This is a genomic window from Mycobacterium sp. RTGN6 (assembly GCF_033804605.1).
Lineage (GTDB): Bacteria > Actinomycetota > Actinomycetes > Mycobacteriales > Mycobacteriaceae > Mycobacterium.
Genome location: NZ_JAPZKZ010000018.1, coordinates 51661 through 72509, shown reverse-complemented (window position 1 = coordinate 72509; position 20849 = coordinate 51661). Strand labels below are relative to the sequence as shown.

The window sequence follows — 20849 nt, the reverse complement described above, 5'->3', positions numbered from 1 at the left end:
CTGACGCGGATGCGACAGATCGGGCGCCGTTGACGCAGCTAGTTGTCGGCAGGAGCCGTCTCGCCACCGGACTTGCGCTTGCCGTAGCGCTTCTCGAAGCGCGCGACGCGGCCACCGCTGTCGAGGATCTTCTGCTTGCCGGTGTAGAACGGGTGGCACTGGGAGCAGACCTCGACCACGATGTGGCCGCTCTCCTTGGTGCTACGAGTCTGGAAGGTGTTGCCGCAGCCGCAGACCACGCTGGTCTCGACGTAGGCGGGGTGAATACCCGATCTCATTTCTGGTCCTCTTCGCTAGTGGTCGCCGGGTCGCCTGAGCTGCTGACCGTTGTGGTCATCAGACGTGAACCGGAACCGAGGGGGTCGGCGGTCAATTATGCCAGGTCAGCCGCCAGATTCATAAACGCCCGCGGACCGGCCGCTATTCCGGCGACGTCAGCGAGCCGTATCCGCTGGCGTCGCGCTTCCACATCGCGCCGCCTTCCACCTGAAGGCCGCGCGCGACGAGCTCGCGCTTGAGGATCTTGTTGGTCGCCGTCGTCGGCAGCTCGTCGGTGATCCAGACATATCGCGGCCACGCCTTGGGCGACATCTCCTCGTGGGTGGACAGGAACTTCTCGAACTCGTCGGCATCGAACTCGGTGCCGTCGCGGAGCACGATCGCCGCCATGATCTGGTCGCCGACCAACTCGTCGGGCACCGCGTAGACGACGGCGCGGCTGACCGCGGGGAACTGGACGAGCACGCGCTCGATGGGCGCGGTCGCCATGTTCTCGCCGTCGACGCGCAGCCAGTCCGCGTTGCGGCCCGCGAAGTAGATCCACCCGTCGGCATCGCGGTAGGCCAGGTCACCGGACCAGTACATGCCGTGCCGGATGCGCTCGTCGGTGGCCGACTGATCGTTGTAGTAGCCGCGGAACAACCCGCTGCCGGTCGTGTTGACCAACTCCCCGACGGCTGCGTCCGCGTTGCGCAGCGCGCCGTGCTCGTCGAACTCCGCGACGTCGCATTCGGTCACGGTGTCCGGGTGGTAGATCGCCACCCCCGGGTAACCCTTGCCCAGCGAACCCGGCGGACAGCCGTCCTCGCGGATGACGATGATCGCGTTCTCGGTCGACCCGAAGCCGTCCCACACGGTGCAGTCGAACCGGCGGGTGAACTCGTCGATGTCTCGGTCGCTGGCTTCGTTGCCGAAGGCGACGCGCAATGGGTTGTCGTGGTCGTCCGGCTGCTCGGCGGTGGCCAGGATGTAGGCCAGCGGCTTACCGACGTAGTTCATGTAGGTGACGCCGTGGCGACGGACATCGGCCAGGAAGCGCGACGCCGAGAACTTCGCAGGAACCATCGCGGCGCCCGACACCAGCGTGACCGCCCAGCCCGCATACACGGCGTTGGAGTGAAACAGCGGCATCGAGAGATAGCCGACGTCGTCCGAATTGACTTCGTACTTGGCCACCAGTGCGGTGCCCGCGATGAGCACGACGGCGTGCGGCACCTGGACGGCCTTGGGTTCGCCGCTCGTCCCTGAGGTGAAGATCATCATGAACGTGTCGTCGGGCGTCGACTCGCGGACAGGGGTGAGCCGAGGCGCCTTCGCCACCATCGCCGCCCAGTCCGGGCCGGACACGTCGATCACCCGCACCCCGGGGAGCTCGAGGCCGTCGATCAAGGCCCGGTGCTCGGCGTTCACCAGCAGGAGCTGGGTGTCCACCCTCGCGACGTCGCGCGCCAACGCCGCGCCGCGGCGGGTGGTGTTGATGCCACACAGGACGTAGCCGCCCAGCCCTGCCGCCGCCAGCGCCCGGAGCATGTCGGGGGTGTTGCCCAGCAAGGCGCCGACGTGCAACGGTCGACCGGGCTCCGCGGCGGCGATGAGCGCGGCGGCCTCCGCGGCGGCCTGGGCGATGTGCTCGCGCCACGTCCATGTCTGGTCGCCGTACTTCAGCCCCGTCGTATCGTCCTCGGCCCGCTCGCGTAGCAGTTGCTGGAGCGTGTCCGCCATGGCATTCCACCTTGATCCGATCGAGTGAACAGATTTGAGAAACTGTCTACAGCACTGGCTGGACACACGGTACCGTGAGCCACTTGGCAGAATGCATCCGTTCCGCTCGATCCCGCTGAGAAATGGCCAGGAGTCATCCCATTGACCACCCGCACGGCACGTAGGAGCGTTCGCGATCGGTTGACCGACGCGGCCGAGGTATGCCTGCGCGCCAAGGGTATTCGTGCGACGACGGTGTCCGAGGTGGCCGAGGCCGCCGGGGTGTCCCGCGGCTGGCTGTATCGGCACTTCCCCGACAAGGCGTCACTGCTCGGGGCGGCGATCGTGCGACTCAACAATGCGTACTGGTCGGATGCGCACGCCATGCTCGAACGGATCGACGGCTTGGATCGCCAACTCGCCGCCGGAATCCGGCACGGCCGAACCGCCTACGAGGATCCCGGCGCACTGTTGATGAAACTGCGGGTGGACGAGCCAGAGGAGTTCGCCGCCTGCGCGGGCGCGGGCGTGCAGGGCCTGGTGCCCGATCTCGCCGAATTCTGGACGCGGTACCTGGTCGCAGCACGCGACGCGGGCGACATCCACGTCGACACCGACATCGCCGAGGCATCGGAATGGGTTGCGCGCGTACTGATCTCGCTTGCCACCGTCCCCGGTGAACGACTCGACGCCAGCGATGAGGACGCGGTGTTGACCCACGTCCGGCGTTACGTCATGCCGGGGCTTCGCGCCGACCCGAACGTGTGACTTCGGCGCGCTTTTGCTCGCTGAGCGGGCAAAAGCGCGCCGAAATCGCTTGGCTAGTCGTGGTCCATGTTGCTCGGCGTGGTCTTGGAGACCTGCACCAGGAACTCGTAGTTGGTCTTCGTCTTGCGCAGCTGGCTCATCAGCAGGTCGATGGCCGCATGCGCGTCGAGACCGGACATCACGCGACGCAGCTTGTGCACGACCGCGAACTCGTCAGGCGACAACAGGAGCTCGTCCTTGCGCGTACCCGACGGGTTCACGTCGACGGCCGGGAACACCCGACGCTCGGAGATCTTGCGGTCGAGCTTGAGCTCGGCGTTGCCGGTGCCCTTGAACTCTTCGAAGATCACCGTGTCACCGGTCGACCCGGTCTCGACCATCGCCGTGGCGATGATCGTCAGCGAGCCACCGAACTCGATGTTGCGGGCCGCGCCGAGGAACCGCTTCGGCGGGTACAGGGCGGTCGAATCGACACCACCGGACAGGATTCGTCCCGACGCCGGCGACGCGTTGTTGTACGCGCGGCCCAGCCGGGTGATCGAGTCGAGCAGCACGACGACGTCCTTGCCCTGCTCGACCAGGCGCTTGGCCCGCTCGATCGCCAACTCGGCGGCCTGGGTGTGGTCGGACGGCGGCCTGTCGAAGGTCGAGGCGATGACCTCACCCTTGACCGAACGCTGCATGTCCGTGACCTCTTCCGGACGCTCGTCGACGAGCACGACCATCAGGTGGCATTCGGGGTTGTTCTTGGTGATCGCGTTCGCGATGTCCTGCATGATCGTGGTCTTACCGGCCTTGGGCGGCGACACGATCAGCGCGCGCTGCCCCTTGCCGATCGGCATGATCAGGTCGATGACGCGGGTGGTCAGCCGCTCGGGCGTGGTCTCCAGGCGCAGCCGCTGGTTGGGGTACAGCGGGGTCAGCTTGTTGAAGTCGGGGCGGTTCTTGGCCGCGTCGACGGGTCCGCCGTTGACGGTGTCGAGGCGAACCAACGGGTTGAACTTCTGCCGCGGGTTCTGACTACCGCCGCCGCCGCCGCCTTCGCCCTCGCGGGGCACCCGGACGGCGCCGGTGACGGCGTCACCACGACGCAGGCCGTTCTTGCGCACCATGTTCATGGACACGTAGACGTCGTTGGGGCCGGCCAGGTAGCCGGAGGTCCGCACGAACGCGTAGTTGTCCAGCACGTCGAGGATGCCCGCGACCGGCTGCACGACGTCGTCTTCGCGAAGCTCGGTGTCGCGATCGCCGCCGCCACCGCCTTCGCCGCCTGGGCGATCGCCGCGACGCCTGCGGTCACGGAACCGGCGGCCGCGTCGGCCCTGCCTGCCGTCACCGTCGTCGTCATCGTTGTCGTTGTTGTTGCCGCCGCGGTTGTTGTTGCCGCTGTTGTTGCCGCCGCGGTTGGAGTTGCCGCCGTCATTCCGGTCGTTCTGCTCGCCGGACTTGTTCTGCCTGCCGGAGTCGCGACCGCCGTCGTCGGCCTTCTCGGCCTTGTCGGGCTTGTCGGGCTTCTCGGTCTGGTCCGCGTCGTCGGACGCAGGTGCTCCGGCTTGCCGGGAAGCACCACGACGCTCGCGGCGTTGGCGTGTCGGCTCGCCGCCAGCCTCGGTAGTCGGGGCCTGGGTCGGCTCGGCATCGTCGGCGGGGGCCGGCGCGTCGGAGGGCGCAGCAGCTTCTGCAGGCGCCGCCGGCTCGGCGGGTGCCGCTTCGGGTGCAGGGGCGGACTCAGCGGCCCGACCGTTGGACTCGCCGCGCTGTTCGCGGATGGCGGCGATGAGCTCGCTCTTGCGCATCGCCGACGCGCCCTTGACGCCGATTTCGCCCGCGAGTGCCCGCAGGTCTGGCAGCACCATGGCGGTCAGCGAACCGGAACGCTCGCTGGACGCGACTTCGGCGGCCGGGGCCGGCTCGGCCTGCGGCGGAGCGGTGGGCTCGGCCTGCGGAGCAGGCACGTCCTGCTCGCTGGAGTGTGAACTCACGGGGTCCGGCAGCGCGATGTCGTCGCTGCTGCCACCAGCCGTGATGAGGTCCGTATCAGACACGGATTTCCTTTCCTTCCCTCGCCGATCGAATTCCGCGAGGGTTCTTTGCATTCAGCGGTTCGGCACGAGGCCGGTCACTGAATGCCTTCGTCCCACCATCGCCTGTGCAACGGTGATCGCCGGGTTCGCCGGAATGGGCGAACCGTCAGTCCACGAGATTGAACACCTAAAGAGAGAGTGGTCGTCCTAGTGTCGGCGCAGGTACAGACGCTGCGATTGCTGGACGAGAGCGAGAATAACCCGCATCCGTGTCCGAAGCAAGAATACCGCTGATTCGCGTGTGACTCGTGTGAACTCCACGGGTGTCGGACGTGAACTTCCCCGTCCCTGGAACTCACCGTGCGACCGGAACCCCGGCCGACCATCGGACACCGTCTCCGACCGACATCTCGCGAACGACGAACCCGTGCGCGCTGCCGAATTCCACGGCTTCGGCGGGCAGCTCCGACCCGGCGCTCAGCGCAAGAACCGCAGGTCCGGCACCAGAAAGCACCGCCGCAATGCCACAACGTCGCAGTATTCCCAGATATTCCGCCGACGCGGGCATCGCCGCCGCCCGCTGCGGTTGGTGCAGCCTGTCCTCGGTCGCCACCATCAGGAGATCGGGCCGCTCGGTGAGCGCCACCACGAGCAATGCAGCGCGGCTGAGGTTGAAGCGCGCGTCGACGTGGCTGACGTGCTCCGGAAGCAATACCCGGGTTTCGGCAGTCGACGAGCGGACCTCGGGAATGGCGGAGAACAGCCTGATGTCCGGATGCAACCGCAGCGGTGCCGCGGCGTAGCGCGGGTCGGCCCCCTCGGTGTAGGACACGACCGCGCCGCCGAACACCGCCGCCGAGGCGTTGTCGGGGTGGCCTTCGAACTCCGACGAGAGTTGGACCAGGTCGGTGTCGGCGAACGGCGTCGAACCAGATTGTGCGACAAGTCCGTTCGCCGCGGCGAGTCCACCAACCACCGCAGCGGCCGACGAACCCAGGCCACGCGAATGGGGAATGTCGTTGTGGCACCACACCTTCAGCCCACTGGCGCTAACCCCCGCGACCTCTAACCCTCGCTCGATCGCGCGGACGACGAGGTGCGTGGCATCCAACGGAACCTGGCCGGCGCCCTCCCCCTCGACCTCGACGATCAACCCGGATTCGGTTGTCTCCACGACGATCTCGTCGTACAGGCTCAACGCCAAACCCAGGCTGTCGAAGCCCGGTCCCAAGTTGGCGCTCGACGCGGCGACCACGGAACTCGCGGTCAGTCCAACGGGCAGCAGCTGTGTCACCTTCGACCTACTCTGCTAGCCCAGACCCAGTTGGGCGACGACCGCACCGGGATCGACGGGCAGCGCGGTGACGGCGGGCATCCCCTTGAGCGCCGTGTCGGGGTCCTTGAGACCGTTGCCCGTGACGGTGCACACGACGGACGATCCGCGCGTCACCCAGCCGTCCTCGATCGACTTGAGCAGCCCGGCGATGCTCGCGGCCGAGGCCGGCTCGACGAAGACGCCTTCGGTGCTTGCGACCAGGTGATACGCGGCGAGGATCTCGTCGTCCGTGGCGGCCAGGAACCGACCGTTCGACTGTTGTTGCGCCTCCACGGCGGTGTCCCACGACGCGGGTGAACCGATCCGGATGGCGGTAGCGATGGTCTCGGGGTTGCTCACGGGCTTCCCCAGCACCAACGGCGCCGCGCCAGCGGCCTGCGTGCCGAGCATGCGGGGCAGCTTGTCGATCAACCCGTCACGGTGATACTCGGTGTAGCCCTTCCAGTACGCCGTGATGTTGCCCGCGTTGCCGACGGGCAGCGAGTGCACGTCTGGCGCATGGCCGAGCGCGTCGACGATCTCGAACGCCGCGGTCTTCTGCCCCTCGATGCGATAGGGGTTGACCGAATTCACCAGCGAGATCGTCGGGAAGTCCGCGGTGAGCTTGCGCGCCAGCTCGAGACAGTCGTCGAAGTTGCCGTCGATCTGAATGATCTTCGCGCCGTGCATCACCGCTTGGGCGAGCTTGCCCATCGCGATCTTGCCCTGAGGAATGAGCACCGCACAGGTGATGCCCGCCCGCGCCGCGTATGCCGCCGCGGACGCCGACGTGTTGCCGGTGGAGGCGCACAACACCGCCTTCTGGCCGCGGGCCACCGCCTCGGTGACCGCCATCGTCATGCCGCGATCCTTGAACGAGCCGGTGGGGTTGAGTCCCTCGACCTTCAAATGAACTGTGCAGCCGGTCTGTTCGGACAACCGCTTGGCGTGAATCAGCGGCGTGCCGCCCTCCAGCAGCGTGATCGGCGTCCAGCCGTCCTCGACCGGCAACCGGTCGCGGTAGGCGGCGATGAGCCCCGGCCACGGTTGGTGCACGGCAGTACGAGACGAACTCATTCGGTTGTTCCTTCCAGCCGCAGCACGCTGTTGATGGTCTCCACCACGTCGAGATCGGCCAGTGCTGCAACGGTTTCCGACAGTGCGGCGTCGGTGGCCCGGTGCGTGACGACGACGATGCGCGCCCCGGCCCGTTGGCCCTCGCCGTCGACCATGCCTTCCTGGCGCACCTCGGCGATGCTGACCTCGCGCTTGCCGAATTCGGCGGCCACCGCGGACAGCACGCCGGGCCTGTCGGCGACGTTCATGCTGACGTAGTAGCGGGTGGGGATGAATCCGATTGGTGAGATCGGTAGTTGCGCGTACTTCGACTCGCGCGGCCCACGGCCACCCTGGACCCGGTTGCGGGCAGCCATCACTAGATCTCCCATCACCGCCGAGGCGGTCGGCGCGCCACCGGCACCCTGCCCGTAGAACATCAGCCGACCCGCCGCCTCGGCCTCGACCACCACGGCGTTGAACGCGCCGTTGACCGACGCCAACGGGTGTTCGAACGGCACCAGCGCCGGGTAGACCCGAGCCGAAATGCGTTGCTGACCTTCGTCGTTGGTGAGCCGCTCGCAGATCGCCAGCAGCTTGATGTTGCACCCGAGCGCACGGGCCGACTCGAAGTCGGCCGCGGTGACCTTGGTGATGCCCTCGCGGTAGACGTCGTCCGCGGTGACGCGGGTGTGAAACGCGATGGAAGCCAGGATCGCAGCCTTCGCGGCGGCGTCGTATCCCTCGACGTCCGCCGTGGGGTCGGCCTCGGCATATCCGAGGGCGCTCGCATCGGCCAACGCATCCGCGTAGGACGCGCCGGTGTCGTTCATCGCCGACAGGATGTAGTTGGTGGTGCCGTTGACGATTCCCGCCACCCGCAGCACGGTGTCGCCCGCCAGCGACTGGGTCAGCGGGCGGATCACCGGGATCGCGCCGGCCACCGCAGCCTCGAAGTACAAGTCGGCGTGGGCACTTTCGGCCGCCTGCGCCAGTTCTCCGGTCGACTGGGCCATCAGCGCCTTGTTGGCGGTGACCACCGACTTGCCGCGTTCCAGGGCCGCGAGGATCGCCTTGCGGGCGGGCTCGACCGGGCCCATTAACTCGACGACGATGTCGACGTCATCGCGCGAGACCAGTGCGGCCACGTCGTCGGTGAGCAGTTCGATCGGGACGCCGCGGTCGGCGGCCACCCGGCGGACTCCGATGCCGCGCAGCTCCAATGGCGCACCGATACGGGCGGCGAGGTCGGACGCGCTGGCCTCGATGATCCGCACGACTTCGCTGCCGACATTGCCAAGACCCAATACGGCTACGCCGACGGGCTTCTCGGGCTCACTCATTTACTCGTTACCTCCAGGCTGATCAGGTCATCGACCGTCTCGCGGCGCAGGATCAACCGCGCCACACCGTCCCGCACGGCGACCACCGCGGGGCGGCCGAGCAGGTTGTACCGGCTCGACATCGAATAGCAGTAGGCGCCGGTGGCGGCGACACCGACGAGGTCACCCGGCGTCACGTCGTCGGACACCCACGTGTCACGAACGACGATGTCGCCACTCTCGCAGTGCTTTCCGACGATGCGCGCCAACGTCGGCGGGGCGTCGCTGACGCGGGACACCAGCCGGGCGTCGTATTCGGCTGCGTACAGCGAGGTGCGGATGTTGTCGCTCATGCCACCGTCGACGCTGACGTAGCGGCGGTGGGCGCTCTGGCTGATCGCCACGTCCTTGACCGTGCCGACCTCGTAGAGCGTGATGGTGCCGGGTCCGGCGATGGCCCGGCCGGGTTCCACCACCAGCTTCGGCGCAGGCAGCCCTACGGCGGCGGACTCGTTGCGGACGATGGCGCCCAGCTTGTCGGCCAGGTCGTACATCGGGGGCGGATCGTCTTGCGGCAGATAGGAGATGCCGAGCCCACCGCCGAGATCGACGATGGAGATCTGCGCTGTCTTCTCGACGCCGAACTCCGCGACCACGTCGCGCAGCAGCCCGATCACGCGGTGTGCGGCGAGTTCGAAGCCTGCGACGTCGAAGATCTGCGACCCGATGTGGCTGTGCAGCCCGACCAGCCGGAGGTGGTCGGCGGCGAACACGCGGCGCACGGCGTCCATCGCCGCGCCACTGGCCAGCGACAGCCCGAACTTCTGGTCCTCATGCGCGGTCGAGATGAACTCGTGGGTGTGCGCCTCGACGCCGACCGTTACGCGCACCAGCACGTCCTGCACCATGCTGGCCTCACCGGCGATGGCGTCGAGTCGTTCGATCTCGGTCATCGAGTCCAGCACGACGTGTTCGACGCCGGCCTTCACCGCCGCGGTGAGTTCGTCGACGGACTTGTTGTTGCCGTGCAACGCAATCCGCTCGGCCGGGAATCCGGCATGCAACGCCACGGCGAGCTCGCCGCCGGTGGCGACGTCGAGCGACAGGCCTTCCTGGTCTACCCAGCGCGCCACTTCGGAACAGAGGAAGGCCTTCGCGGCGTAGCGCACGTACTCGCCACCGCCGAAGGCCGCGGCGATGTCGCGGCACCGGGACCGGAAGTCGTCCTCGTCGATGACGAACAATGGGGTGCCGTACTCCTCGGCGAGTCGCGTCACCGGTACGCCCGCGATGCTGACCACGCCGTCAGATCCACGAACGGCGTTGCGTGGCCACACGTTCGGGGCCAACGTGAGCATCTCGGTGACCGACTGCGGGCGCGCGGGAGCGCCACCGTGATGGATCTCGTCGGCGTGCCGCGGTCCGGCGGGGTGCGCGTTCACATGCGCTCCGGAGCGCTGACGCCGAGGATGGCGAGCCCGTTGGCGATGACCTGCCGCGTGGCACCGCACAGGGCCAGCCGGGCGGCGTTCAGTTCGCTCGGCTGCTCGTCGCCCTGCGGGAGTACCCGGCAGGAGTCGTAGAACCGGTGGTAGTCGCCGGCGAGATCCTCCAGGTACCGGCACACCCGGTGTGGTTCACGAAGCGACGCAGCGGTTTTCAGTACCCGACTGAAGTCGCCCAGGGTGCGCATCAGCGCACCCTCGCGGTCGTGCGCGAGCAGGTCTAGGTGCCCGGTGTCGGCGGCGATGCCAAGCTCGGCGGCGCTGCGCGCCAGCGCCGACAGCCGGGCGTGCGCGTATTGCACGTAGTAGACCGGGTTTTCGTTCGACGCCGACGACCACAACGCCAGGTCGATGTCGATGGGCGAATCCACCGAACTGCGGATCAGCACGTAGCGTGCGGCGTCGACCCCGATGGCGTCGACCAGGTCGTCGAGCGTGATGACCGTGCCCGCACGCTTGCTCATCCGGACGGGCAGTCCGTCGCGCACCAGGTTCACCAACTGGCCGATCAGCACCTCGACGGTGTCCGGATCGTCACCGAGCGCGGCGGCGGCCGCCTTCAGCCGCGCGATGTAACCGTGGTGGTCGGCACCGAGCATGTAGATGCACAGGTCGAACCCGCGCTGACGCTTGTCCAGGTAGTAGGCGAGGTCGCCGGCGACGTAGGCCGGGTTGCCGTCGCTCTTGATGACGACGCGGTCCTTGTCGTCACCGAACTCCGTGGTGCGCAGCCAGCTGGCGCCGTCCTTCTCGTAGATGTTGCCGGTTTGGCGCAGCTTGGCGATGGCCTCTTGCACGCGACCGCTGGTGTGCATCGAGTCTTCATGGGTGTAGACGTCAAAGTCGGTGCCGAAGTCGTGCAGCGAAGCCTTGATGTGGGTGAACATCAGGTCGACGCCGATGGAGCGGAACGTCTCCTGCTGCTGCTCGGGGCTCTCGCTCAGCGCGCCCGGCGCCTTGGCGAGTACCTGTGCGGCGATGTCGGAGATGTAGTCGCCGGCGTAGCCGTCCTCGGGCGCGGGCTCCCCCTTGGCTGCTGCGACCAAGGAGCGCGCGAACCGGTCGATCTGCGCACCGTGGTCGTTGAAGTAGTACTCCCGTACCACCTTGGCGCCCTGGGTCGACAGCAGCCGACCGAGCGCGTCGCCGACGGCCGCCCAGCGGGTGCCGCCGATGTGGATGGGGCCGGTCGGGTTGGCCGAGACGAATTCGAGGTTGATGTTGGTGCCTGCGAGGTCGGCCGAACCGCCGTACAACTCCCCTGCGCTGAGCACGTCGTCGACGACGGCGGCCTGGGCCGACGTCTCGATCCGCAGGTTGACGAACCCGGGTCCCGCGACGTCGGCGGTGGCGATGCCATCGGTGGCGGCCAGCGCTGTTGCCAACCATCCGGCCAGGTCACGAGGGTTGACGCCGAGCTTCTTGGCGAGTTGGAGAGCCAGGTTGGTGGCGTAGTCGCCATGCTCGGGGTTGCGGGGGCGCTCGACGGTGACGGTTGCGGGTAGCGCGGCAGCGTCGAGGCCGTGCTCGGCCAGCACCGCGGCAGCGGTGGTCTTGAGCAGCTCGGCCAGATCGGCGGGGGTCACGGGGGACCATCCTATGGTCTGGGGTGGTCAGCCCCCGAATCAGTTTCGACCGGCGGCGCAGCGACTCACGGTGCGATCGGGCATGGGACAATGCGTTAGGCTGTCGAGGCCCAACGGCGCAACGGTTTCCGTGCGCCCCCGTAGCTCAGGGGATAGAGCGTCTGCCTCCGGAGCAGAAGGCCGCAGGTTCGAATCCTGCCGGGGGCACCATCTGAACAGGCCTTTCACTGGATCACTCCCCGTCACAGCGCCCGCTGAGGGCTCCGTGTCACGACGATGTCACAACGCCGACCGCCACAATCTGTCATGTCCTCGGAAGGGCGCATGCGTCCATCCTTTGTTGCGTCCCCCATCAACCTAAATTTCGACCTGTCATCGCGTTGGCTCCGTTTGCTCGAGCGAGGCCCGTATCAGATAAGGCCTCGCTTCAGCTTGGAAATCAAGGGCCGGTTCGTACGTTCGAATTATTCCTTCAAGGACTGCCAACGACATGATTGCCATCTGAAAAGAAGTTGTAGATCGCACCCGATATCTTCTCTGGATATCGAACATCTGAAGGGCGAATCGTCCGACCGAGAAATCTTCGGCTTGTGCTCCAGAAACTGCGTCGACTGCCTCTGCAATTTCGGCAGTGAAGCGAGCCCGGTTCAACCCAGACGGCCGAGACGCCGCCATGCGCAAAGCGATATCGGCGCATTGAGCACCATGGTTGCGCGAGATACAGTAGAAGAATTCAGCAAATCCGAGCCTCCCCGAGGCTCGCAGTTCGGCAACGAATCCAAAGTCCGTCAGGCAGACGTTGCCGTTCGCACATAACGCCAAGTTTGATGGATGGAGGTCACAATGTACAAGACCCGCAACAAAGATCATACGATATAGCATGCGCAGCGCTGTAATTGCAGACTCTGATAAGTCGCCGCCCGCCTTATTGTGAAATTCAGGGAGATACTCCATCGTAATTACATCTGAAGAACAGAGATGCTCGAAAACCCGTGGTACTCGTACGCGTCGCTCAGGAGCAAGTGCCGCTGCCATCCGATCAATCATCTTCCTCTCTCGTACAAAATCGGTTTGCAGATTTAGCCATCGTCCCAATTCCGAAACAGATTCAAGAATCGGGAGGTCGGAAAGCGGCGGCAAATGCGAAAGCGTGGCGGCCAACCAGGAGAGCGCATCGACGTCCGATGCAATCTGGCGATGCACTCCAGGCCGACGTATTTTCACCGCAACCTGGCAGCCGTCGTCCGCAACGGCGCGATAGACGCACGCAATACTCCCACTACCGATTGTGTCGTACGAGAAATCGCTGAATATTGCTTCCACGGGTACCCCAAAAGATCTGAGGATCGCGCGCCGCACATCATCTTCATTTATCGCTGGTAGTTCATCTCGCAGCATCGCAAGACGCTGAACGATTGATGGTGGTAGCAGATCGTTGCGAGTCGAAAGTAACTGACCCACTTTAATGTACGCCGGACCAAGGCAAACAAAGAGATCTCTCAATTCCTCGGCCATCACCGCCGGCACCGACTGTCGGCAGATGAACGTACGCCAGCCGAATTTGAACGCGGCCAGAGAGATTCGGGTGAATACCCACACTAGCCGCGTGACATGGGTCATCTTCGTACTAATTTGATCCGTCTGAAGGCCCATGTAACTTCAGGCAACAAATCGACCGAGCGAAGGTGGGACGCTACGCGCGTCAGCGGGTCTCAAGCAATTCATGGACATTTCCAAATGGATCGCGAAACTTGACGAAACGACCGTAAGGTGATTGCGCGATTCCGCTAACATCGACCGACCTTTCTACCGGGATGAACTCTACTCCCAGGGCGTGCCATTCTTCGTATGTTCGATCTATGCTGTGGGTTCCGAAGACAATCACCGCGCTGGACGCAGCGACTTTCTGTGTAGCCTCACCGTGCACTGGGTAGACTAAGACCGGTATGTCACCGAGCTCCAGCTCGAACGGATTATTCTCGCCATGGACCCAGCGGCCGGGAATGCCCAGTATATTCACATAGAAATCCCACGCTGCTGCTAAATCTTTGACGTTGATTTGAATCAGCGCAATATGCATTTCTTTGGTTCCTGCTACTCGGTGCTGGGATGAATCGCTTTGATAGACTAATCACAATCGAGTTACGTGTCTAGAGCCCGCGTATGCTTCTGACTTCATCCGCTCCACCCGCGAATTCCTCCAAGGAAATAGAGCGCATGCCATCACACTTTCCTGGCATGAAGGAGAAGACTTTCGATTCGAAAGGTTTCTCGAATGCTACAGTAACGTTCCTAGGGGGAACTTCGTAAATTGGGATGCCGGTGCCTAGCCCTGGCTGCTTTTCTATTATCCTCTCGCTTCCCATATACACATCATATATCGCATTGTAAATTATCATTGCTGGAAAGTCCGAATCTTGTTGGAGTGCGACGCAAATGCTCTTGGGCTGAACTGTATCGGACAAGGTAAAAGTGATGTCCGTTTCCGGACCAGGACCTGTCCGTGCTCTGAGTTCCCAAGCATCAATATAGAATTCAAATTGGCGATACCCTATGCCGTTTCGGACTGGAGCCCCGCGCAAGATCCTCATGTACGCGTCGAAGGGGAGCACATCCATCTCAGCGAGCGTGCGGGGACGATCCGCGCCTTTAGCGTAGAAGGGGAGACTGATCACCGACCGCTCGTACTCAAGCTCCGCTCCATCAGGGAACGAGTCGGTGTGCGAAGGCGCATCCACCGGCCGGACCGGCAAGCTGCTCCGAAGTTCATCGAGTGAAGGCGCCGTGTTGCTACCGCCCCGCGGAAGGCTCACATTTGGCCACGGGTCTGATCCGTAGGCAGGAGTGTTTGGTTGATCTGAAGACTCGTCGGACATCTTTATTCCTAACTAGCCACCGCCGCTGGACTAGCCGCCGCCGCTGGTGTATTGGTAGCGAGAACGATACGCCGACGTTAGTCTGTCGGGCCAGAGTCAGCGCTTTGTTCGTTGCTGCCGCTACAAGGACCGGCCTTCGGAACTAGAGGTCCGTCCTCCTGATCGTCATCTCCGGTCAGCCAGAAAAGATCAGTCCGACCCTGCCCGTCCGATTCAGCGGTGTCCTCACGGAAACCGTAGCCGTGCTCGCGCAAGGCCGACCTCCGCTGGCGTTCCAGCAACGTCAGATAGTGCCAGGAGCGTTTCCCTCTAGTCACCCGCGCCGAAGGCCGCAGGTTCGAATCCTGCCGGGGGCACCCAAGTTTCCGCAGGTCAAGGCCGTTTTTTAGCATCAGTTTTGCGGATCGTGCCCCATACGTGTCCTAGTGGTGTCGCAGTTGACGTTGCCAACCGACTATCCCGACACACCTCTGGTCTATCCCCCACCTAGCCGAGTCAGCTGGCAGGCTGAGATTTGTGCGCGACCGCGACACAACAGACAGTCGCCGTTGCTATCCGAGGCGATAGCCGAGACGAACCATTCAGCAGACACCGACCAGTACAGCTCGGCACGACCAGAAGGAACTGAGCGATGCCTGCCCGCCCACTGACCTTTTCACAGCGCCAAGGGCTTACGCCGGTTCCGGAGGCCATACAGCTCGAAAGCCTTGACGAACGCCTTCGCGTCGATCTGTGGAACATAACCTTCCGGCGACTGTTCAGGGTTGGCTGCAATCCATATCCCTACATGCTCGGCGCGATTTGGTGGCAGCACTTTGGACAGTTGTCAGAGACATACGACGCTCAAGAGTGGAGGCTGGCGGCACTCATCAAGACGACCATGCTTGAGGGTGCGTGGCATGAGGTGTACGACCTGCTGGAGTACATCGCGTCACAAACGCCCGACCATGACCAATCCTTCGTAGATCTGCTAAACGCTGTTCTTGCCTTCAACCGCGCCGGATACCGGATTGTCGGCGGTCAGGTAGTCGAGATCACCGACGAGACAGAGCTACGGGCCATCCGCGATACAGCAGCCCAACCGGCAGGCTCTCCAACTCGGCAGCACATCGAGCAAGCGCTCAGCCTCTTCGCCGATCGAGACAACCCGCAGTACGCGAACTCGATCAAAGAGTCGATTTCGGCGGTGGAGTCAGCGGCACGCGAATTCTCTGGCAAGTCGTCGGCAACTCTGGGCGAAGCGCTTGACCTGATCGCCAAACAGGCCAATGCGTCGATCCATCCCGCGCTGCTGAAGGGTTGGAAGGGCATCTACGGATTCACCAGCGACAGTGGCGGCATTCGGCATGCCGACTATCCGGGAAGCGTTCCCGCCACCCAAGAACTGGCACACTACTTTCTGATCACGTGCTCGGCGATGGTGAACTACTTGACGAGTCTGAAGGCGAATCCGTAACCCGTGGCCGCGCAAGATAATCCACCACAATCCGCACCCGATCCCGACGAGGTCGAAGCAGAAGTGGTCGATGGCGAAGTGGTCGACGCCGAACTGGCTGGCCGAAGACGAGCTGCTATCGAAGCCTTGAAGTCTGGTACTCCGACCGAGCACCAGCCGCCAATTTGGAGGCCGTTGCGCCGATACCGACTCCGCCGCAATACGAAAGTGACGAAGGAGAAAGCAGCAAAGGCAGCACGACGCCGCTGGCCCCTGTGGGTATTGGTGGCTGGCGGAACCCTAGTCGTCACCGCAATCGGCTTCGGCTTCTTCGGCTGGCTGGCATGGCTTCTCAGTGACCAGCCATGGCCGTGGCGCGACCCTGACGGCTGGCGAGCTTTCTTCTCACATGTCGACGGCACCGAGATATTCGACGCAGCCCGAACCACCGCCACAATTTTGGCGATCATCGGCATCGGCGGCGCCGCTTTTGTCGCATACCGCCGCCAAGACACCGCGGAGCGGGCGCACGAAGTCGCGATAGAGGCTCAGCAGACGGCAACCGAACAGCTCCGACTCGATTCGCGAAAATACGAACTCGATCGGCAACGTCACAAGCTCGAAACGGACAAACATAAGCTCGACAATGACCGACGAGCCGACGATCGCGAGCGAGAGCTACGGGCACGGTTCACCACAATCGCTCAGCAACTGGGCTCCGACAACTACGCCGTACGCCACGCTGGTGCTTACGCACTTGCGTCGCTGGCCGACGACTGGCACAACTTCGGCAAGGACAATGAGCGCCAAGTGTGTGTGAACCTTCTCTGCGCCCAGTTGCGCACTCCACGTCCACAAGTGCAATTCTATGACGACAACGGCCTTCCGGAAGACACTGGTGATTCACCCGAAGATCTAGAGGTCCGCAAGACGATAGTCGATCAGATTCGTTTGCACCGCTCCTCGAAGACTGAGGACCCAGACGACTGGCGGCCGTGCAGACTGGACCTTGCCGGAGCTGATCTGTCAGGATTCAGCTTCAATGAAACCGATTTGCAGGGAGCGAATCTCGATGGTGCAGACCTATCGCATGCAACCCTCGTCGCAGCCAACTTAACGGGCGCCAGCCTGGTAAGAGCAATGCTATCCGCCGCCGATTTCACAGCAGCCGACCTAACCAGAGCAGAATTGCAAAGTTCACGGACCAAGATGGTTTCGAATTCCGACATAAACACGAAACGAGTCGTGTTCAGGAACGCGATCTTACAGGGCTCGTGGTTTACGGAAGCCTCGTTGCCGAACGCCGATTTCGAGCGAGCCAACCTAAGCGGGGCAAGGCTGATGAAGGCCGACCTGGTCATCGCCGGATTTAACAAAGCCCAACTCATCGATGCCAATTGCACAAATGGAAAGTTTGCGAAGGCATCCTTCAAGGACGCTGACGTACGCGGCGCAGACTTTTCAACTGCGGATATTACCGATGCGAACTTTCAGGATGCGCGCCACAGCGGGAGAACGCGGTGGCCTGATGGTGCCGTCCCAGAGGTACTGCAAAGCAGAAAAGCGAGAGGCGCAGGTGATCCGAATTGAATCACCTGCGCCTCAATGGCTTACGGATGTAACTACCGTCGTGGCGATGGTGGTACGCCAGCATGCAGACCTGGTGTCGGCCGTGATGGTGCCTGCGGTTTCGCGTCGTCGCTGGGGCTCACGATCCGTGCCTCACGGTCGTAGCCGCTACCGCCGAATTCGACAAGTGGTTGCCGCATATCTTGCATTGCCGTTGTCTCCTTTGACTTTTCGCAAATCTCGACCTGCTTGCCGTTTAAGCCCCGGTTCGTGAGCGCCGTGCAACAACCGGACGACTCGGCCGTCGGGAATCACTTCATGCTCGGCGCTGATCCTGAGGTGCCGCGTTCGACCGCCTATTTTTCGGCACCGCTCCCGTGATGTGGATTTGCTTCGGCGTTCTTGGCCGCGAGCGTCTTGGTGGGGTCCTTCGACACCGCGTCGTGCACCGCCTTGCGAACTTCGGCCGCGAGGTTGCGTAGCGGATGTGACGTGGCCGGCCGGGCGCTCGAGGACTTCGGTCCCGCCAGCTTCGAATCCGTCGCAGGACGCGAAGCTGGCGTCGGGTCGAGTTCCGCTGCCGGACCCGACGTCGCCGTCGGCTTCGAACGAATCGTCGTGCCCGGGGTCGCGGGTGTCTCGGCATCGACGGATGGTTCGGACTTGGTTGCCGCAGAGGTTGTTTGCAATGCAGCGGCGCTGCTCGTGCGCGCAGCGGGCCCGCTCGCCGCACGAATGTCGTCGACCGCGGTGACAACGGCGTCGGCGATGACCGACACGGCTGCGTTCCCCACTTCGGCTGTCTTCGCGACCCCCGCGGCGATCGCCCGGGCCGGATCGCCCGTGGCCGCCAGTTCCTGCGCGACGGCGTCAGGTACCCACGTCGTCGCGCCAAGCACCTCGTTGAAGGCCGGGAAGATGATGGCTCCCCCCACGTTGAGCAGGGACACCACGGCGACCTGTAGGACGCCGTTCGGCGTGACGGTCGGCGTGGGGTTGGGCACGATGGGTGCGTTGAGCGCGTCGAAGGTGTCCTGGCGCGCGGTCTGCACGGCCGCGAGGAACTCCGGGAGTCCGCCGGCGGCCGACGGAACCACGTTGAGCAGCCCGACCACGCCCACCTCGAAGGCGTTGAACGCACGTGGCGCGACTTCCGATCCGTCGGCGAGGATGGTCGCCGCCGCCGCGGCATTCGTCGGGCCGGTCACCGACGCGGCAGCGGCCCCGAGCGCCCTCAATAGATCACCGGTTTGCAGTGCGGCGAAGAATGTCGCGGGGGTCTGCGTCGTCGTCACGAAGGCCGTCGCCCCGGTCTGCACCAGTAGCGGGCAGATGATGGAGCAATAGATCACCTGATTGCCAAGGAAGCTGGTGACCAGTCCGCCGGGAGGCACTTCCACCGCGGCCAAGCGGACGTCCGCCGAAACCACCGGTGGCGAATGCCCGGGACCAACGGGAGCACTGTGCGCGACCGCCATCGCTGCGGTGCTCACGATCGCGAGACCTGCGGCAGTAAGGCCGGTGTGCGTGCGGGTCGACGACAGCATGATGCCCCCTCTTCGACGCTGGTACCCGTGACACGTACTGCGCGCGGGCACAGTTCAATCCGCACGACGGTCGGGCTCGAAGCGCTGGTTACCTCGCGCAGGAATTCACCGGAGGGTAGGTGGTGCGGGGAGAGGTGCTGGAGCAGGCGGTGCCGGTGAGTGAGGGTGCACAAATGAGGTTGGCGCCGGTGTATTTGGTGGTGGTGCGAGCGGCGCTGGTGAGGTACCGGCGATGAACCCGCAGGTAGATGTCACTTCGCTGCCCGGCTCGCCAAGATCGTCCATCGCGCTCCGCCTGGCGTCCGCGGGAGCGTGCGCAACCCCCCAGGAGTACAGGGACTCATTCGCGACAAGCGAGGCACAATTTGGTCTTTGAACCGTGACGACGATTTCGCAGGCAGCTCCGCCTTTGTTGCCGCAGTCGAAGAGGGCCGCGCTCCTGGCGTCGGACTCATTGGCGTGCTGCGACGACGTGCCAGAAGCTCCGTCGGCAAGCGAGTACGCGATAGCGCCCCAGTACTGCTGATCGGCGAGGGTGGGCGCGGCGGTGACGATCACCGTTGCGCCGACCACGGCGGCCGCCGCGCTCGCGGCGAGAAGTCCCTTGGTGATCATTTGCCCGCTCCCTGAGATTGAACGGACTCGGAAATCCCCGACTCCCCGTGCCATCGCAACACCCTTTACGCGGGCGCGTGGTCGATCCGCAATAATTGACGTCTACGTAAGCAGGGGCGTTTGCCGGGCGCGGGCGCGCCATATCGTGACAACGGCTCGTCGCCGGTCTCTCACACTCGTAGCGATGCGGTAGCGCGGGGCGCTGCTACACGTGTGATACGTCCGCAGTGCCGGGTGCGGAATCGGCCGGTTCGGCCGGGCGGTATTGGAAGCGGCGCAAGGCCCGTCGGCTGCGGCCGAATCTCCAGACCACCTTCAACGCCCAACTGTCCGAATGCACCTCGCCGTATTGAAGAACCAACGTCGCGCGAAGCAGCCCGGGCGCACAGACAAGATTTCCGTGATAGGTGCGGTAGCCCCAAAACAAGCAGGCGTCGCCGGGTTGAAGCGCAACGATGTACTTCTCGGGAGCGTCAAGAACCGCCTTTGTGATGCGGCGGCGGTACACCGAGTTGTAGGTCATGAGCAGATCGACGAGATGTGAAGCGACGATGCGGCGGAACGGGCGCTTGTTGCCGAAGGCTGCCAACTCACCACAGCTGCCGACAGCGGCGCGAGGAATGAATATGGGCACAACCATCGTCAGAACGCTTGCGTCATAATGGAACAGGTTCGACCGCGCCCTCGGCCCGGTACCTGCGCGAACGGGAATGTTGCTCCGTATGTTCTGTGCCGCATCGACTTTGGGCCATCGAAGGCTAGTGGTCTCGCTGAAGAGTTGTCGCAGTGCGGGGTCGGAGACGAGTTGATGCGCCGGCGAGCCGATCTCATGATCGGGCTGGGCGATCAAGAAGTCGCCTTCGCCGTGACGGGCCATGTGGTCGGTCACCGAAACACGCAGGGCTTCCAACCATTCACTCGAGACCACGTCTCGAAGCTGCACCACGCCGTGGTCATCAAGTTGGTTTGCGAGCCACGATGCTGAAATGCCGCCGAGACTGATTATCTCCTCGGTCACCGCGTGCCGCCCTTCCCTGCGGCAATGAGTCCGCTGTCGCCCCGTGTCCCCAGTGCATGCAAAATGGGCAAATCACCAACTAGTCGCAATGTGGTCAGACCTCCGTGCCGGCATGATAAGTGGGGCGACGGCGGACTCTAACATGTGTTCACGGGAATTTGCTGTGCTAGATCGACTCTGCAAACCACCCACTCCCCACGACCCGACGGTCGGCCTGGGCCACTGCATTGGCC

17 protein-coding genes and 1 tRNA gene are annotated in these 20849 nt (G+C 64.1%); 4 read left to right on the top strand and 14 right to left on the bottom strand.

All coding sequences use genetic code 11. The features are described from left to right. Window positions 1–38 precede the first annotated feature (38 nt). Together rpmE and fadD1 are read right to left on the bottom strand one after the other, a co-directional pair. A complete protein-coding gene (gene rpmE / locus SLQ33_RS32445; RefSeq protein ID WP_319458042.1) occupies window positions 39–278 on the bottom strand; it encodes a 50S ribosomal protein L31 in 240 nt (79 codons plus the stop codon). Between the two features lie 142 nt (window positions 279–420). Further along, complete coding sequence (gene fadD1, locus SLQ33_RS32440) at window positions 421–2001, bottom strand: fatty-acid--CoA ligase FadD1 (RefSeq protein WP_319458041.1); 1581 nt, start codon at window positions 1999–2001, stop codon at window positions 421–423. A gap of 141 nt (window positions 2002–2142) precedes the next feature. On the opposite strand from fadD1, the gene SLQ33_RS32435 reads away from it, so the two are divergent. Beyond that, a complete protein-coding gene (locus SLQ33_RS32435) occupies window positions 2143–2748 on the top strand; it encodes a helix-turn-helix domain-containing protein (protein ID WP_319458040.1) in 606 nt (201 codons plus the stop codon). 53 nt (window positions 2749–2801) lie between these two features. Here the strand turns inward: SLQ33_RS32435 and rho are convergent, their stop codons facing one another. The 6 genes from rho to argS all read right to left on the bottom strand — a co-directional run bounded on the left by rho (window position 2802) and on the right by argS (window position 11556). After that, a complete protein-coding gene (gene rho, locus SLQ33_RS32430) occupies window positions 2802–4793 on the bottom strand; it encodes a transcription termination factor Rho (protein ID WP_319458039.1) in 1992 nt (663 codons plus the stop codon). A gap of 334 nt (window positions 4794–5127) precedes the next feature. Then, entirely contained in the window at window positions 5128–6066 is a 939-nt protein-coding gene (thrB, locus tag SLQ33_RS32425; protein WP_319458038.1) for a homoserine kinase, read from the bottom strand. Window positions 6067–6081: 15 nt separating this feature from the next. Beyond that, window positions 6082–7164 carry a threonine synthase gene (gene thrC / locus SLQ33_RS32420; protein ID WP_319458037.1) on the bottom strand — a complete coding sequence of 361 codons (1083 nt, stop codon included), beginning with the start codon at window positions 7162–7164 and terminating at the stop codon, window positions 6082–6084. Further along, complete coding sequence (locus tag SLQ33_RS32415; protein WP_319458036.1) at window positions 7161–8486, bottom strand: homoserine dehydrogenase; 1326 nt, start codon at window positions 8484–8486, stop codon at window positions 7161–7163. The genes thrC and SLQ33_RS32415 overlap by 4 nt, the downstream gene beginning before the upstream one ends. Beyond that, entirely contained in the window at window positions 8483–9823 is a 1341-nt protein-coding gene (gene lysA, locus SLQ33_RS32410; RefSeq protein ID WP_319458060.1) for a diaminopimelate decarboxylase, read from the bottom strand. The genes SLQ33_RS32415 and lysA overlap by 4 nt, the downstream gene beginning before the upstream one ends. A gap of 80 nt (window positions 9824–9903) precedes the next feature. Then, window positions 9904–11556, bottom strand: coding sequence for an arginine--tRNA ligase (argS, locus tag SLQ33_RS32405; RefSeq protein WP_319458035.1), 1653 nt, complete (start codon window positions 11554–11556; stop codon window positions 9904–9906). 134 nt (window positions 11557–11690) lie between these two features. Between argS and SLQ33_RS32400 the strand changes: the two genes are divergently transcribed. Further along, window positions 11691–11766: transfer RNA gene (locus SLQ33_RS32400), tRNA-Arg, on the top strand. A 162-nt stretch (window positions 11767–11928) separates the two neighbouring features. Here the strand turns inward: SLQ33_RS32400 and SLQ33_RS32395 are convergent. From SLQ33_RS32395 to SLQ33_RS32385, 3 genes are all read right to left on the bottom strand, one after another. Further along, window positions 11929–13176 (bottom strand): ABC1 kinase family protein, encoded by a 1248-nt coding sequence (locus tag SLQ33_RS32395; protein ID WP_319458034.1) that lies wholly within the window; start codon window positions 13174–13176, stop codon window positions 11929–11931. Between the two features lie 82 nt (window positions 13177–13258). Next, window positions 13259–13636: a VOC family protein gene (locus tag SLQ33_RS32390; protein ID WP_319458033.1), complete on the bottom strand. Its 378-nt coding sequence runs from the start codon at window positions 13634–13636 to the stop codon at window positions 13259–13261. 70 nt (window positions 13637–13706) lie between these two features. Beyond that, entirely contained in the window at window positions 13707–14432 is a 726-nt protein-coding gene (locus SLQ33_RS32385; protein WP_319458032.1) for a hypothetical protein, read from the bottom strand. Window positions 14433–15063: 631 nt separating this feature from the next. On the opposite strand from SLQ33_RS32385, the gene SLQ33_RS32380 reads away from it, so the two are divergent. Together SLQ33_RS32380 and SLQ33_RS32375 are read left to right on the top strand one after the other, a co-directional pair. Further along, window positions 15064–15888, top strand: coding sequence for an AbiJ-NTD4 domain-containing protein (locus SLQ33_RS32380; protein ID WP_319458031.1), 825 nt, complete (start codon window positions 15064–15066; stop codon window positions 15886–15888). A 3-nt stretch (window positions 15889–15891) separates the two neighbouring features. After that, window positions 15892–17457, top strand: coding sequence for a pentapeptide repeat-containing protein (locus SLQ33_RS32375; RefSeq protein ID WP_319458030.1), 1566 nt, complete (start codon window positions 15892–15894; stop codon window positions 17455–17457). A 335-nt stretch (window positions 17458–17792) separates the two neighbouring features. Here SLQ33_RS32375 and SLQ33_RS32370 read toward each other — a convergent pair whose 3' ends face one another. The 3 genes from SLQ33_RS32370 to SLQ33_RS32365 form a co-directional block, all read right to left on the bottom strand. Continuing rightward, window positions 17793–18983 carry a hypothetical protein gene (locus SLQ33_RS32370; RefSeq protein ID WP_319458029.1) on the bottom strand — a complete coding sequence of 397 codons (1191 nt, stop codon included), beginning with the start codon at window positions 18981–18983 and terminating at the stop codon, window positions 17793–17795. 105 nt (window positions 18984–19088) lie between these two features. Then, window positions 19089–19598, bottom strand: coding sequence for a DUF4189 domain-containing protein (locus SLQ33_RS33680; RefSeq protein WP_413653783.1), 510 nt, complete (start codon window positions 19596–19598; stop codon window positions 19089–19091). 205 nt (window positions 19599–19803) lie between these two features. Further along, window positions 19804–20616, bottom strand: coding sequence for a hypothetical protein (locus SLQ33_RS32365; RefSeq protein ID WP_319458028.1), 813 nt, complete (start codon window positions 20614–20616; stop codon window positions 19804–19806). Window positions 20617–20849: the final 233 nt, after the last annotated feature.